Annotated in this window: 12 protein-coding genes; 1 reads left to right on the plus strand and 11 read right to left on the minus strand. The window is 49.7% G+C overall.

From position 1 onward, the window contains the following. Positions 1–215: 215 nt before the first annotated feature. The 10 genes from LK536_RS33920 to LK536_RS33965 form a co-directional block, all read right to left on the minus strand. A complete protein-coding gene (locus tag LK536_RS33920) occupies positions 216–1,052 on the minus strand; it encodes a hypothetical protein (RefSeq protein ID WP_227794542.1) in 837 nt (278 codons plus the stop codon). Between the two features lie 144 nt (positions 1,053–1,196). Continuing rightward, entirely contained in the window at positions 1,197–2,030 is an 834-nt protein-coding gene (locus tag LK536_RS33925) for a purine-nucleoside phosphorylase (RefSeq protein ID WP_025484281.1), read from the minus strand. Between the two features lie 59 nt (positions 2,031–2,089). Next, on the minus strand, positions 2,090–3,226 hold the full coding sequence (locus tag LK536_RS33930) for a hypothetical protein (RefSeq protein WP_227794543.1): 1,137 nt from the start codon (positions 3,224–3,226) through the stop codon (positions 2,090–2,092). A 390-nt stretch (positions 3,227–3,616) separates the two neighbouring features. After that, positions 3,617–4,600, minus strand: coding sequence for an ornithine cyclodeaminase family protein (locus LK536_RS33935; protein WP_227794544.1), 984 nt, complete (start codon positions 4,598–4,600; stop codon positions 3,617–3,619). A gap of 31 nt (positions 4,601–4,631) precedes the next feature. Further along, positions 4,632–5,135, minus strand: coding sequence for a 4Fe-4S dicluster domain-containing protein (locus tag LK536_RS33940; RefSeq protein WP_227794545.1), 504 nt, complete (start codon positions 5,133–5,135; stop codon positions 4,632–4,634). After that, positions 5,119–6,405 (minus strand): NAD(P)/FAD-dependent oxidoreductase, encoded by a 1,287-nt coding sequence (locus tag LK536_RS33945; RefSeq protein WP_227794546.1) that lies wholly within the window; start codon positions 6,403–6,405, stop codon positions 5,119–5,121. Before LK536_RS33945 ends, LK536_RS33940 begins: the two co-directional genes overlap by 17 nt. 19 nt (positions 6,406–6,424) lie before the next feature. After that, positions 6,425–8,566 carry a molybdopterin-containing oxidoreductase family protein gene (locus LK536_RS33950; protein WP_227794547.1) on the minus strand — a complete coding sequence of 714 codons (2,142 nt, stop codon included), beginning with the start codon at positions 8,564–8,566 and terminating at the stop codon, positions 6,425–6,427. A 29-nt stretch (positions 8,567–8,595) separates the two neighbouring features. Next, positions 8,596–9,318 carry a maleate cis-trans isomerase family protein gene (locus LK536_RS33955; RefSeq protein ID WP_227794548.1) on the minus strand — a complete coding sequence of 241 codons (723 nt, stop codon included), beginning with the start codon at positions 9,316–9,318 and terminating at the stop codon, positions 8,596–8,598. A gap of 14 nt (positions 9,319–9,332) precedes the next feature. Next, on the minus strand, positions 9,333–10,400 hold the full coding sequence (locus tag LK536_RS33960) for an NAD/NADP octopine/nopaline dehydrogenase family protein (RefSeq protein WP_227794549.1): 1,068 nt from the start codon (positions 10,398–10,400) through the stop codon (positions 9,333–9,335). A 55-nt stretch (positions 10,401–10,455) separates the two neighbouring features. Further along, entirely contained in the window at positions 10,456–11,841 is a 1,386-nt protein-coding gene (locus LK536_RS33965) for an MmgE/PrpD family protein (RefSeq protein WP_227794550.1), read from the minus strand. 38 nt (positions 11,842–11,879) lie between these two features. Between LK536_RS33965 and LK536_RS33970 the strand changes: the two genes are divergently transcribed. Continuing rightward, positions 11,880–12,794 (plus strand): LysR family transcriptional regulator, encoded by a 915-nt coding sequence (locus tag LK536_RS33970; RefSeq protein WP_227794551.1) that lies wholly within the window; start codon positions 11,880–11,882, stop codon positions 12,792–12,794. A gap of 48 nt (positions 12,795–12,842) precedes the next feature. Here LK536_RS33970 and LK536_RS33975 read toward each other — a convergent pair whose 3' ends face one another. Further along, a complete protein-coding gene (locus LK536_RS33975; RefSeq protein WP_227794552.1) occupies positions 12,843–14,276 on the minus strand; it encodes an SLC13 family permease in 1,434 nt (477 codons plus the stop codon). Between the last annotated feature and the right edge of the window lie 60 nt (positions 14,277–14,336).

A 14,336-nucleotide genomic window follows, 5' to 3' on the forward strand; every position in this document is an offset into this window, starting at 1 on the left:
TCCCCAGAACCAACAGGTAATCAGAAATCACTTTCTGCTGTCCTCTGCGCGGATGGATATCGGAATTGTGCTGCGGTTTTCTTTGTTCTAGTCGTACTATAACACATGTTGTTAGCACTGTCAAGGGGTGAGTGCTAATTTTTTTTGATTAAAAAATGCTGTCCCGGAAAAAATTCCCAGGGCAGCATTTTCAATCATCATAAAGCCTTTTTAACCTACTTCAGGCCAGTAGCCATAATGGACTTGTCAGTCAAGGTTCCTTCGTAGGCAACCGTGGCCGTATCGCCAACCTTCAGCTTATCAAACATACCATCCGTGCCAACAAAGGTAAACAGGGTATTATCGGGGTCTGCAGTCTCTAATACCACATAATTTGTCTTAACCTCAACCACCTTGCCTGTAAGGGCGTTCACCTTTGCCTCCGGCGTATCCATGGCATCCTCTGTCACGATCTTAGTCGCAACCGGCTTATCTTCCTCATCCTCTAAATCTCCGTAGAATGTCACATCAGCCTCTGCACCGGCCTTGATACCGTCTTTGGTCACCTTCTGGGCAATGATGGTGTTGAAGGTATATGTACCATCTTCTGTCTTCAATGTCAGGGTCTTGTCATCTGCCTTCTCAATGGTGCCGCTTATAGTCTCGTCAATCTCCGCGGCAGCCTCTGCAGCTGCTTCTGCAGCAGCGGAGGTAATGATATCCACTGATTTTGCCTTTGTAACGTCTTCTGACAGCTGGCCGCCGTAAGCCACCTCTACCTCGTCACCTGTTCCAATGGCATCTGCTCCCTCTACCTTGGCCGCTGACACGTCAAACCTGACTTCCTTGCCTTCGTCATCCGCAACGGTTATGACCTTGTCATTCACTTCCCCGACAAAACCATAGTAGTAGTCTTCCTCCTCATCCTCAGCGGATGCATCGGTTTCTGCTGTTGTCTCAACCGCCGTGGTAGCTGCGGTGGTATCTGCTGTTGTCTCACTTGTCTTTGATGAACACGCTGTCATACCAAGGGCCATAGCCAGGACAGCGATTGCTAAATAGTGTTTTTTCATAATGAATCTCCTCTTTTCTGTTGCTGACACATGATGCGTTTTCTTTGAGGCGCAGCGGCTTAATGCCCCCGCCGCGCTCACGATACATATTACTACGAAAAACACTATTTTACTATGTCTTTTTCTTTAATTTTTCCTAAAATATTAGAGAATTCCCATTCTTCCAATGGATTCTGACACTAATTTCTTAAACAGGGGAGCCACCCTGTCTGAGGTTTCCTGAACCTCTTCGTGGGAAAGGGGCGTGTCCGTCATGCCGCATGCCAGGTTGGTAATACAGGATATCCCGCATACCCTCATCCCCATATGGTTGGCCGCCACGGCTTCGCAGGCAGTGCTCATGCCCACTGCATCACCGCCCAGGATCCTGCACATCCTTACCTCCTGGGGCGTTTCATAGGCAGGTCCTGTCAGCTGTACATAGACTCCCTCCTGAATCCGGATATCCAGCTCCCTGGCGGCTGTCCTGATTACATCGCACAGCTTGTTATCATATATCTGGCTCATATCAGCAAATCTCGGCCCCAGCTCATCCAGGTTCTGCCCAATCAGCGGAGACGGTACAAAGCAGGCAATCTGGTCCCTGATTAGCATGAAGTCCCCTGCGGCATAGTCATGATTGACCCCGCCCGCGGCATTGGTCAGGAACAGGATTTCCGCTCCCATCAGCTTCATGAGCCTGACCGGAAGCACCACATCCGTCATGGGATACCCCTCATAATAATGGACGCGGCCCTGCATCATGACCACCGGCACGCCATTAATATGTGCAAATACAAACCTCCCCTTGTGTCCGGCTACCGTTGATACCGGAAAACCTTCTATATCATGATAATCAATCACGCCTTCCACCTCGGCCTGGTCCGCATAATCACCCAGGCCGGAACCCAGAATAAGGGCTGCCTTGGGCCTGAAAGGAAGCCTGTCCTTTACACTGGCATAGCAGTTCATTAATTTTTCATATACCGGATTTGTCATATCTGTTCTCCTTTTCATTTATTCACTCCCTAAAGTATAACACATGTCTGCCCTGGGCCTCAACCGCTTATGTTGTCCGGAAGATATTTCCGGTCCTGCTCCTTCTTTCTCTGCCTGAGCCAGGATACTGCCAGGGCCAGGACTCCTGCACAGATACCAATAAGCCCTGCGCCCACCGTAATCACAAAACCGCTGCGGACCCAGTACCACAACGGACCACCCTCCCCTGTGGTTGAAGGTTCCTGCGCCACCTCCCCCGCCAAGGTATCCGTCCCTTCCTCATCCAGCCATACCCGGGAGGGCAGCACCGGACGGTAGGCCATCTCCATCTCATAAGATACCGGCTCCATATACGCCACCTCCCCCTCATATGTAATCTCATAATCACGTACCAGCTTCTGCCCCTCAGCCATTGCCCTGCGGCATAGCTGCCCATCTTCATCCTCAAACGCCTCACCGTCCCATGTCATGGAATGGATGCGGTATTGCTGCGGTGAAAGGCCCATGACCTCCAGAATGCCTTCCTGCGACTCCACTGCCGAAGCCAGCACATCCTCACCGCTTATGACCAGGGAGCCTGTCTGGTATTCATCCGCGCCATAGGAATGAAACAGTACCGGCGCCTGGAAACCGTCCCGCCATTCTTCCCTTACAATCCGGCTGTCCCGTATATACAATTCCCCTTCTGCCGGTATCCCCGACACTTCCTCCGTGACGGAAATGGATTCCGGAAGTCCTTCCGCGCCTTCTACATCTGAATAAACCACCTGCTTTTCCAACACCCTGCCCACCATATGGCCAGGAATCTCCTTCACCTCATAGTGGTCCAGCACATACTCGCGTCCATTCCTGTCCCAATAAGACTCAGGTGGAATATCCGGGACCGCCTGGGCATCTGCTGTCTGGGTATCTGCTGTCTGGCCCGCCGCTGTTCCGGCTTGCGCATCTGCCGCCTGTCCCGCCTTGATCCCGGCGCCCGCTGCTTCCGGCCCGGCTTCCATTTTCCTTGTGATATAAAGCATGTCTCCTTCCAGAACCGGATCTTTGTCCGGCATCTGTGTCTGGGCGTATACAAAGTCCATCCTGCTGTCCAACTGTATCGTCCATGTCAAAATAACCAGCAGCGCTGTCAGCAGCCGTACCGCTTTCCAGTCCTGCCTTTTAACCCTTCTTTTAGCTCTTCTTTTCCCTGTCATGACCATCCCTCCCGGTACTATATCAACCTGTAAGGATAACAGACTGCAAATCCTATGAAATTGTCAATGTACGGCGTCCTTATTCTGATGCTGTTAATGGGAAATCACGGGTTTCAGAAAGAATCCCCGTCTCTGTGCCGCTGCACAGGCAGATGTCGGAATGAAATCATCTGTGGTCATATTATACATAATATCCGCGGAATAATCAAGACTGTTTTTAGGCCATCACCTTAAATCATCAACCATCTCTAAACCATTACCATACCACTACCAAAAAACATCCTAAAATAAGCTGTCAGTTCCATCAAAAAAATCCCTGCCCTACGAAAGAGCAGAGATATACTGGTACATGCTTTAATTTATTCCCACCGTCCTCCCCTTACATGGCCGTCACAGCCTCAACTCCAGTCCGTCACCGGCCTCCAATGCCTTTTTATATACCTCAAATGCACATGCCACATCATAAGTCCCCGACCCCATATGGGTGCAGACGATAATCTCATCGTCCGACTCCCTTCCCGGAAGCCTACCTGTGATCACATCCGCCACTTCCCCAATGATATCTTCATGGCGCAGTTCAAATCCATGGGACATTTCCTTGCTGTCAACGATTTCTTTTCTGTCCGTGTCCAGGTTACCCACAAACCATTTATCAGCCCGGCGGGATAATTCCGGGTCCACATCTATAAATCCGTCCAGCGCAATTACCGTGGTCCCTTTCTCAATATCATCGCAGCGCAGCAATATGTCCTTGCTGTTAGTGGCTGTCAGGATTACATCTGCATTCCTGACGGCTTCCCGGATATCCTCCATATGGACAAGGGGCACCTTGTCCCCGAACATCTCCCTGATTTCCTGGAAACGTTCCTTCCTCCGGCAATTGACACGGATACATTCCAGTTCCTTGAACTCAGTCAGGAATCCGCGGATTCCCTGCACTGCCTGGCTGCCGCTTCCGATGACAGACAATGTACGCACCTTATCCTTGGCAAGATACCTGGCCGATACAACACCGTGTCCGCCCGCGGTCCTCATGGCAGTGATGTCATCTGCGCTTACAATTGCCCGCAGGGCCCCTGTCCTGATATCATTCACCACCACAATATTACCGTGGCTAAATGGATATCCCGGCGCAGGGTTCCTGTAAATGTTAATCCATTTGAACCCCAATATGCCCTCCATGTTAAGGCAGGCCCCAATGTGGAGGAACTCATTGCCAGTTTCGTCCCCCGCAGGAAGGAAGGCATGGTCCCCCTCCCGGACACTTCCGTCCTTCCAGTGGCTCCATAGCCCCTTCACTGCATTTATGACATCTTCCGGCCTTAGATATTTCTTTACCGCCTCACGGTCAAGGTATAAGAATTTCCCTTCCATTTTTTATATTCTCCCTGTCCTCAAATCCCCATTACGCCTCATCTGCCCTGGCCATCAGTTTCTTCAGGGAGCAGTTGACTTTTACCTCTTTCAGTTCCTGTTCCTCCATCAGTGTCAGCGCTCCTGTGGGGCAGTTTCTCACGCATGCCGGCTCAAGCCCCCGCTTGACCCGTTCCGCACAGCCGTCACATTTTATCATTTTCCCGTCCGGTCCATAACAGGGTGCTCCGAAGGGGCATGCCATGGCGCAGCTGTGGCATCCGATGCAGTTGGTATTATCATATACCGTGAACCCGGTCTCTTCATCCTTGCTTAAGCAATTACAGGGACATGCCGTGATACAGGGCGCATCGTCACAGTGGAAACAGGCAATGGAATAATACTCATACTCCCCATCCCTGTCCTCCAGGTCGCAGACCACACGGAAGGGGGATACGCCGCCTGTCACATCCAGGTCGTTCTGGTCCATGCATGCCACTGCGCAGGCTCCGCATGCAGAGCATTTATGAAAATCAAGGTCAATTACTTTCCCCATTGTCATTCTCCTTTTCCTTCATCAAAAGATCAATCAGCTTTTCCGGAACCCCTTCCCGGATCATCCGTACCCTTGCCACCGGGCTTAGGCCCTCTTTCCTGCCTGCCAGCTTCCCCAGCATATAGGATTTAAGCACACCGCTTGCCCCGTAGGAATCCAGGAAATTCATGCAGACCGGAACGCCGTCCTTTACAATGACAACAAACTTCTGCCCCTTTTCTTTGTTCTCGTAGACAAATTCCTCCCCTTCACTTTTCACATCCCCGTATCCAATGAAATCCATTCCCATGAAATGGGTGATATTGTGAAGGAGGTTTCCGGGATATACGGTTTTAACTCCGGCCATGTTAGCCCCGGCCGTCCTGCCCTGTCTGGCAGCGTTATCCCATATACCGATGATCTGTGTCTGTCCTGTCTGCAGGTTAACACCCTCGCAGCAGTCCCCGGCGCAATAGATATCCGGCATGTTGGTCCTCATGGACGTATCTGCCACGATTCCCCTGTTAACCATGATTTTCCCATCTGCCACCTGGGTATTGGCCCTGGTTCCGATGCACATCATGACCATGTCGCAAGATATGCTTTTGCCGTCTGCAAATACCACCTGCTTCATCCCATTCCTGTCTTCTATGGACTGCAGGGCCTTTGAAAAGGCAAGGTCCACCCCCATGTTCTTTAACCGCTGCTCAATTTCATCAGCAATCCGGGGAACTGCCGATACAGGGAAAATGCCGGCGGCCATATCAGCCAGCGTGCATTTTATACCCTTTGCATGGAATAATTCCACCAGTTTGATTCCCACCATGGATGCTCCTACCACCACCGCACTTCTTATGGTCCCTGCCTCCAGCGCTTCCTTAACCAGCATGGCGTCATCCATGGTACGCATGGAATATACATTCCTGCCACCAGCGCCCGGAACCGGCGGGACAAAAGCCCGTGCCCCGGTGGCAATGAGTATCTGGTCATAGAACCGTTTCTCCCCTCCATCTGTCAGTACTGCCTTTTCCTCAGATAATACTTTTTTAACCATGACAGATTCTATATGAATAGGATACTTTTTCTGGATTTCCCCGATTGTCCCAAATGGACGGGTCCCTTCCCTGCCAATCTTTCCATATATGTAATATGTAGTCAGCATGGGATTACCCGGCGTCCATGCTGTATCCGTATATACGTCAATCTCACCTTGATAGCCGTGTTCCCTCATGGCCTTGACCGCGTGGTAGCCTGCGCAGCCAAACCCAACGACCGCTGTTTTTTGTTTCATGTCTCATCCTCCCGGCTTTCTACGAACATGGCACAGGCACAATCCTGCATCTGCTGGACTTAAATCCTGGAAATCCGCTGTATGGATCTGTATGCCTGCTTCCAATCAGGTCATTGGCATTGGCCTCGGTATACCCGTGGTACAGCTGCACATCCCCTCTGCGGATTTTCACTGATGGGTTGGCTTTCATCCGGATACTGCCTGTAATGGTCTGGATTTCAACCATATCCCCTTTTTCAATTCCCATATCCCTGGCATCCTCCAGGTTCAGGTCCACCATGGGATCCTTCCTTAAGCTCCTGGCCCATGCAAGGTTATGGATCCTGGAATGGATGGCGTTGGGCAGCCTTGAACCGGTCACAAGGATAAAGGGGTATTCCTTCCGGTCCATGTCCTCATCGTCTAATGTGCCTGAGTACGTGGGAATGGGGCTTAATCCCATATCCTTAAATTCCGCAATGTAGTTGGAATAGAACTCAAACTTTCCAGTAGGCGTTCCCATGCCGTTCTTTGTGAATTCTCCCGGTTCCGCTTCCCTTGCCTCCTTTACCTTGATTGGCAGGTCACTGGCTTTCAGGTCATCAATGGTAAAGCTTAAATCGCGGATCATATAGTTGATTTCCGCATCATAGCCCTGCCGCAGCAGTTCATCATCCAGCTCCATCACATCGGCCAGTTCCTTTAGTATCTGCACATCGCTTTTGGACTGGTACAGGGGTTCTATGACCGGTTTGGTGTAGGTTGCATATCCTCCGATATACGCCTTGAACTCCCCTCTTTCATAGGAGGTGCAGGCAGGAAGCACGATATCCGCATATTTGGCAGTGGATGTCATGAACAGGTCAACATCCACGAAAAAGTCCAGCGACTTTAAGGCTTCCGCCATTTTCTTTGTGTCCGGGAAGATTTTCATGTTCATTCCCGCCCCGTATACGGCTTTAATGGGATATGGCGTCCCTTCCAATATCTGTCTGGATAAATCCATTGCCTGCATTTCATCCATGAATTTACTCCACAGCGGGAATTTCCTGCAGCCTACAGCGTCATGCTTCCTGTCCGGCTGCACATCCAGATAATACTCATGTTCATACATCCTGAAACCAGCAGGCATATCATAGAATGTGGACTGTTCCGGGATCTGGCCGCCAGGACGGTCGAAGTTGCCTGTCAGTCCATTTAAGCAGATCATGGCCCGGTAATTTTGGAAGCCGTTTGTGTGATGGGTAATGGAACAGGATGTCTCCATAATGGAAGCCGGACCATTGGTTGCGTACAGTTTCGTGGCCTCATAGATATCCTCTTCCTTTAATCCCGTAAGCCTGGCTGTTGTTGCAAGGTCAAACTGACTGACATATTCCGCATACTCTTCAAAACCATATGTGTATTTCTCTATGTATTCCTTGTCATGCCAGTTATTCTGTATAATCAGGTTGGCCATGCCAAGGGCAAGGGCCCCGTCGGTTCCAGGCTGGATCTGAAGATGGATATCCGCAAGCTTTTTCGTGGCAGGAGTCTTCCTGGGATCAATGATAATGAATTTCTTTCCCTGCTCCCTTAAACGGAGAAGCCGTTTGGATAACAGATGGTTGGAGTGGAATCCATTTAAGGCAAATCCCAGGATTACATTGGAGTTCTCCATATCCGGCTGCGAATCAAGTCCCACGGTTGCGGCCCAGGCCATCTCGCTTGCCTTAAAACAGGTGCTGCACTCAGAACCATAATTAATGCTTCCAAAGGAATACGCAAAACGGTGCAGATACTGGCGGTACCATTTCGTATACCCGGAGAAGAACGCAACACTGTCCGCGCCGTATTCCTTCCTTACCTTCAGCAGATTGTCTGCAATGATCCTGTATGCCTCATCCCAGGAAACAGGTTCAAACCTGCCCTCGCCCCTCTCGCCTACCCTTTTAAGGGGAGTCTTCAGCCTGTCCTCCCGGTACACATACTGCCTGCCGCCCGCGCCCTTTGTGCAAAGCTTACCGTGGCTGCGGGGATGTTCCTTAGTTCCCTCTATTTTGATGATTTTTCCATCTTTTACATACGCATCAACGCCGCAATGCATGACCGGGCAGCAGATGTCGCACAAGGTCCTCTTTATCTCAATTCCTGTTTCCACGCAGGCTATTTTTGCTTTCATCAATTTCTCTATATCTGACATATTTCCCTCCGCCCAGTGACTGAGTACTATTATATTGTAAATAATTTTCCAAGATATGGAATCTTATCCCCCACCCTTGCCTTTCTAAGGGCGCCCCAAAGCGTTACCTGGTTGCTGGTAAGCACAGGCAGGCCGAAGTCGGACTCAATGGTGGAAATGATATCGAGGACATTCATCCCTGTACAGCTTATGAAAATACTGTCCGCGCCTGTCAAATCCAGGTTCTTAACATGCTGGTAAATGTCATGGGGCCTGTCGCTCAGTTCATCCAGGCTGCACCGCTTAGACGTCATGCCCTTGATGTTTGTCACATGGACGCCGTTATCCTCCAGGAATTTCTTCTCCAACACATTGGTCTCATCCGGATACGGGGTCACCACGGCTGCGTTTCCCGCGCCCAGGGCCTTAAATGCATCCAGCAAAGAAGTGCTGGTGGTAAGTCCCGGGAATCCGCAGGTCTTCTCAATTGCCTCTATGCATTTTTTATCAAATCCGCTTCCTCCCACAAGGCTTCCGGATGTACAGCCAAAGGTAACCACGTCAAAGGGCACCTCCGGCCTGAATATACGTGCGGATTCTTCTAAGTAAGATACCATGTCCATCAGTTCCTCCGGTGTCGGATTGCCGGAAAAAGGAATCCTGTTGGTCACCACAGCAACCCCCTCGGGCGCAAACCTGTGAAAATCCATTTCTATTGCAACACCTGTTGTAGGAGCAATTACTCCAATTGCAGCCCTCCAGTTATAAATCATATGATAAACCTCCTTTAATTCAATTCCTCAAGAATCTGTTCCATTGTCATGTCATTACCAAAGCCCACGTTCTTCAGTGTCCTTCCTTCCTCGTAGTACTGTCTTCCATTTACAGTGGATGCCAGTGTCAGCACGGATTTAAGTACCGGCATATCAATGCCCACCCGCTCCGCACAGGACAGCGCCATGGACGCGCAGGCCAGGGAGTCCTCCTCCACATAGCGGTGCTGCAGACTGTCAGGCCCTTTTAAGGTACGGAACACGGAGTATTCCGGATGGTTTTTCCAGTCCACCAGATCCTCGAAGAACCCAGTGGCTGAAAACCGCTCTTCCAGGCCAAAGTAAGCAAGGAGTTTAATCCTCTCCTGGCGGATTGCCTCCACACAACGGATTGAGTACTTGGTAATCCCGTGCTGGAATAAGATGAAATCATCTCCCATGGCATCCACGGTGCTGGATGCCAGGAGTGTGGTCCCGATATGATTTACATAATTGTCGGAAATCATGGCCCCCACCAGGACATTCTGATTTGCGATAAACTCCAATACGCCTTCATTCCTCTTTATAAATTCTTCTGTGTTCCTGCCTGGCAGCGCGGCAATTTTCTTTGCGCGGATTGGCAGTCCCACGGTAACCTCTGCCGGGGGATTCAGCCTGCATGGGCACAGGTTCCCTTCCATCTCTGCAATCAGTACATCCTCCGGCACATCATGGGCCTTAAAAACATTCCTGAAGGTAAAGGACCCAAGGTTCCCGGGAATGATCAGGATACTCTGCCCGGCCTTTAAGTAAGGCGCAATCTGTTCCGCCACCTCCCCATGCCTGACCGCGGGAACACATATCATAATCAGTTCCGCGCTCTCGGCTGCTTCCTTAAAGTCATGGGTTACATTGGCAGGATTATAGACTCCCCTTCCCGCCATTCCCCTTAAGAGGATTCCGCCGGACTCCCTCACGTCATCCAGTTCCTGCCTGAAGTTCCCATTATCACATAATGTCACTGCAAATCCTTTACCTGTCAGGTATGCGGCCGCTGCATGGCCTGTGGAACCGCCGCCGATTACCGTAATATTCTTCACCATTTTCCTTACCTCCGATATACATGTGGGCGGACATCACATCCGCCCATATATTTTCTTATACAGTCAGATATCTTCCGATTTCCGCCATGTCCTCAACATGTTCCAGTTCATTCAGGATGTAATCGCACAGCACATCCTGCTTTTCTTCACTCATCAAACCGCCTGTGGCAAGCTTGAAGCAGTCGATGCACTCCTGTCTTGTATATGGGTTCTGCGGATGTCCTTTGGGGAACTGGATTGCTTCCTCATAGACAGTGCCGTCTTCCATGGTCACCCTCATGGCGTAGGATGGATAAGAACCTTCCTGGAATTTAGCAAAGTTGCTGCTGATTAAGGATTTCTCCCCAATCCCCTTTACCTTGGATGCCATCTTTAAGATTTCCGGGTCCTTTAAATATTCCTCTTCCAGCCAGGCGGTCCCCACCTTGGGTCCCTTCAAATACATGGCCATGCAGAACGGTATGCTGAACTGTGCAGCCACCATGGAATCATACCCATCTGCCGGGCTGTCCTCGCTGCGGTTTGGGATAAAGGGTGAGATTTCAATCAGTTTAATCTTATCCGGGTCAACATCATTCTTAGTCACGATGGAATGGATCATATCCATCGGGGTCTGGATCCACATATTTACCGGCCAGTTCTTCAGCATAAGATCCATAATCATATATCTGCTGCCCAGTTCTTTGTCAAACCAATCCCAGTCACACTGGTCGGAAACGCCAAAATAATATCCGGTATCCTCTTCCAGGATGCCCATCAGCGTAGAAATCCCCTTTTCCGTAATCAGCGCACATTCCACTGCGGACTGGGCCGTAAGGCCATGTGTATAATGATAGAAATCGCTGAAGGAGGAGTGGATTAAATTAATGGCAATCGGAGTCATATGCCCTGCGGCCCCCAGAAGCTGGTTCATCTTTTCACCCTTGATGCCGATGAGTTTGCCTGCCACGGAAGCGGGAGCAAAAATCTGCCAGCAATGCAGTCCCCAGCCCTGCTCAAAACGCTTAGGTGATGGCTGTACTGCCATGGCGATTCTCTGGTATACGTCATAACCGCCCACCAGCGCCGTCAGGTAATCCTTTCCGCTTTTGTGGTATGCCTCTGCCACTGCCAGTCCCGTGGGTACCGCGCCTGCAGAAGGATGCCCTGTAAAACTGCAGTCCTCCCAGTCCAACAGGTCTGCCAGGGTTCCGCTTGCAAGGACCGCATTGCCCAGGCTGACAATGGAACCATCGCCGATGATGGTGGCTTCCCTGCCTCCGCTTCCCAGGGTCCTGGCAACATCGATGATATTCCTTCCGGCCTGGGTCTTCATAGCCGCAATCGCTGCGCCGATGGTATGTAAAGTAACCAGCTTCGCCCTTTCAATGACTTCCTCAGGTATGTTTTCATACTTGAGTTCAGACAGGTAATCTGCTATAATCTGTGTATATTTTTTCATATTTTTGTTCTCCTTTTGAGATAATTTGAGGTGTTATCATGCGTATTGAACATTTACAGTTTATTGTTGAAGTGGCCAAGTATAAATCCATTTCCACCGCGGCGAAAAAGCTCTATATCAGCCAGACCGGTTTAAGCACCATTGTCAACTCCCTGGAACAGGAATTGAACATCCAGATTTTCAAGCGCACCAACAAAGGCATCCTGCTCACAGAGGATGGCGCCCGGGCCATTGAGCTGATTAAGGACATCCTGCTTAAAAATGATGAACTTCATTATCTTTTCTCTGCAAGCAATACCCAGAACCAGATCATCAACCTCGGTGTCTTTCCTGCCGGCACCAAAGCCCTGTCCCATTACCTTATGCAGCACTGGGTTGAACAGCATCTCCACGCCCATCTCCATATATATCAGGTAAGCTATGAAGATACGGAAAAATTCATTAAAAACCAAACCGCCAATATCGTTGTCAGCGCAGCCATGCGGGACGACCCCTTCCCATCCATTGCCTTTAAAAATGAGCACCTGTGCAGGGAGCATCTATATTCCGATAAATTCTGCCTCTTTGTTTCTGCTGCATCCGACCTTGCATCCAGAAGCCATGTCACCCTGGAGGAGGTCATTGACCGCCACCTGCTGCTCACCCACACATATCCCGGTGCGCAGGATAAGATGGTGGGTCAGCTTCTCCACCGGTTTCCCCACTTTACGGTCCTGCCCAATCTTGAGATTGCCAAGTCCGTACTCCTGGAACACCCGGATACCATCATGGTTGCCCCAAGCATTGCCGCCTGCCTGACTCCATGGTCCGTGGAACATGAACTTGCAGTCATAGATATCGTCGACTTTGAGACGGATCTGGATGTATTCATGATATATGACATCTCTTCCAAACTGAGTATTTCAGAAACCCTCCTGATGCAGAAAATCCGCAGTTTCTTCAGTTCCATCTAGTGCTCCATATCGTATGGTTTCCGGCTGGTTGGAGCACCAGGATTTACTTTAAACAATGAAGCTGGCAATTATATAGACCGATATTGACACGATTAAGAACAATAAGCACCAGTACAGCCCATATTTATAAATATCCTTTACTTCTATCCATTTATTAGCATACAGATACGGAGCCATTCCGGATGAACCGGGAAGGATGAATCCCATTGTAGCAATGAAGATGATCATCATTCCGACCAGGGCCGGTGAGAAATAATAATCCTGCACAAACGGGATGATGACTGTCATAAGTACGATTCCCGTTGCCATGTTGCTGCCCACATTTGTCAGGATCATCATGATTACGATGATTGTAATGATGAATACGATTGGGTTCATCCCAGACAGGACCGGTGAAAGGATATTGGTCAGAAGTTCCTTCACGCCTGTGGCATCTGATGTAACCGCTTTTGCAATGGGAATCAGGGATGCACACATCATGATGATGTTCCAGTTGATTCCCTCTGCAGCCATGGACGGGAAGTCCAGGATAGGTTTCCCCTCCCACCGTACAATCATGGAAACGCAGAGTACGATTGCAAACCAGCCCCCAAGGGATATGTTATTTAAAAATGCAATTACCGGCCACTCTGGCGGACAGATAATCGTGACAAATGCGTATGTGACAATCATTGCAAAGCAGGTAAATAATGTCTTATGCCTGAAGTTCAGTTTCATGTCCTTATTCTCCAGCGCGCTTACATCCACCAAGGCAAGCTTATCAAAATCACATTTGAACACATATTTCATGGACAGGACAAGCAGAAGAATTACCAGTGTCACAATTGTAAAGCTGATAATGAAATACGTCACATAGTTGATGTGGTAACCCGTCATATCCCTGAACGTGGATGCAAGCACCATCCACCAGCTCCGGAAAGCAAACAGCCCTTCATACATGATGCAGGATAAGAAGCATCCTATGATGAATATGGTACTGTAACGCTCCCCCTTCTTATATCCTGCCATGTCCGCAATGTTATAAAAGATGGACCATGCCAGAATCACAGATGTAAAGGATGCCACCAGCAGGGAACAGATACCGAAGGACACTATGTAGACAAAGGTAAACAGCATTGTCCTGCTCTGCAATGCCTTTCTTGTAATAAACCACCGTGCCAGTATTTCCCCCAGCCCGCTGTTGCTGATTCCTGCCGCAAGCACAAGAAGTATCAGCATCATCCAGACCATCTCACTGCCGAATCCGGAAGAAATCGCCTCACCCACAGAACAGTATCCTGTGAGCCCAAGACCAATCATCCCCAGCATACTCGGCCATACAATATCTACCGTACACAGCAAAAAGACTAAACCCACAAAAAGCCCCACAATCCGCATCCCCAGCGGTGTCAGCGGTCCAATAGGAGGAAGCTGGCCAAATCCAAACATTATCACAAGCCCGATAACGGACTTAATATAGTATTGCATGTCTTTGCTTTTCATTGTTTCTTTTCCCTTCTCTTTTAGTAACGCGCGCTCCATATACAGAAATTATAGTATCAA

Origin of the sequence: Clostridium pacaense, from assembly GCF_020709765.2 — a bacterium.
In the GTDB taxonomy this organism is placed as follows: Bacteria; Bacillota; Clostridia; order Lachnospirales; family Lachnospiraceae; genus Enterocloster; species Enterocloster hominis.

What these genes read in the sequence shown, in the direction of transcription:
- LK536_RS33955 (WP_227794548.1), bottom strand. Translation starts at nt 9,318, where the DNA reads ATGATTTATAACTGGAGGGCTGCAATTGGAGTAATTGCTCCTACAACA.
- LK536_RS33975 (WP_227794552.1), bottom strand. Translation starts at nt 14,276, where the DNA reads ATGAAAAGCAAAGACATGCAATACTATATTAAGTCCGTTATCGGGCTT.
- LK536_RS33925 (WP_025484281.1), bottom strand. Translation starts at nt 2,030, where the DNA reads ATGACAAATCCGGTATATGAAAAATTAATGAACTGCTATGCCAGTGTA.
- LK536_RS33920 (WP_227794542.1), bottom strand. Translation starts at nt 1,052, where the DNA reads ATGAAAAAACACTATTTAGCAATCGCTGTCCTGGCTATGGCCCTTGGT.
- LK536_RS33940 (WP_227794545.1), bottom strand. Translation starts at nt 5,135, where the DNA reads ATGGGGAAAGTAATTGACCTTGATTTTCATAAATGCTCTGCATGCGGA.
- LK536_RS33960 (WP_227794549.1), bottom strand. Translation starts at nt 10,400, where the DNA reads ATGGTGAAGAATATTACGGTAATCGGCGGCGGTTCCACAGGCCATGCA.
- LK536_RS33950 (WP_227794547.1), bottom strand. Translation starts at nt 8,566, where the DNA reads ATGTCAGATATAGAGAAATTGATGAAAGCAAAAATAGCCTGCGTGGAA.
- LK536_RS33970 (WP_227794551.1), top strand. Translation starts at nt 11,880, where the DNA reads ATGCGTATTGAACATTTACAGTTTATTGTTGAAGTGGCCAAGTATAAA.
- LK536_RS33945 (WP_227794546.1), bottom strand. Translation starts at nt 6,405, where the DNA reads ATGAAACAAAAAACAGCGGTCGTTGGGTTTGGCTGCGCAGGCTACCAC.
- LK536_RS33935 (WP_227794544.1), bottom strand. Translation starts at nt 4,600, where the DNA reads ATGGAAGGGAAATTCTTATACCTTGACCGTGAGGCGGTAAAGAAATAT.
- LK536_RS33965 (WP_227794550.1), bottom strand. Translation starts at nt 11,841, where the DNA reads ATGAAAAAATATACACAGATTATAGCAGATTACCTGTCTGAACTCAAG.
- LK536_RS33930 (WP_227794543.1), bottom strand. Translation starts at nt 3,226, where the DNA reads ATGACAGGGAAAAGAAGAGCTAAAAGAAGGGTTAAAAGGCAGGACTGG.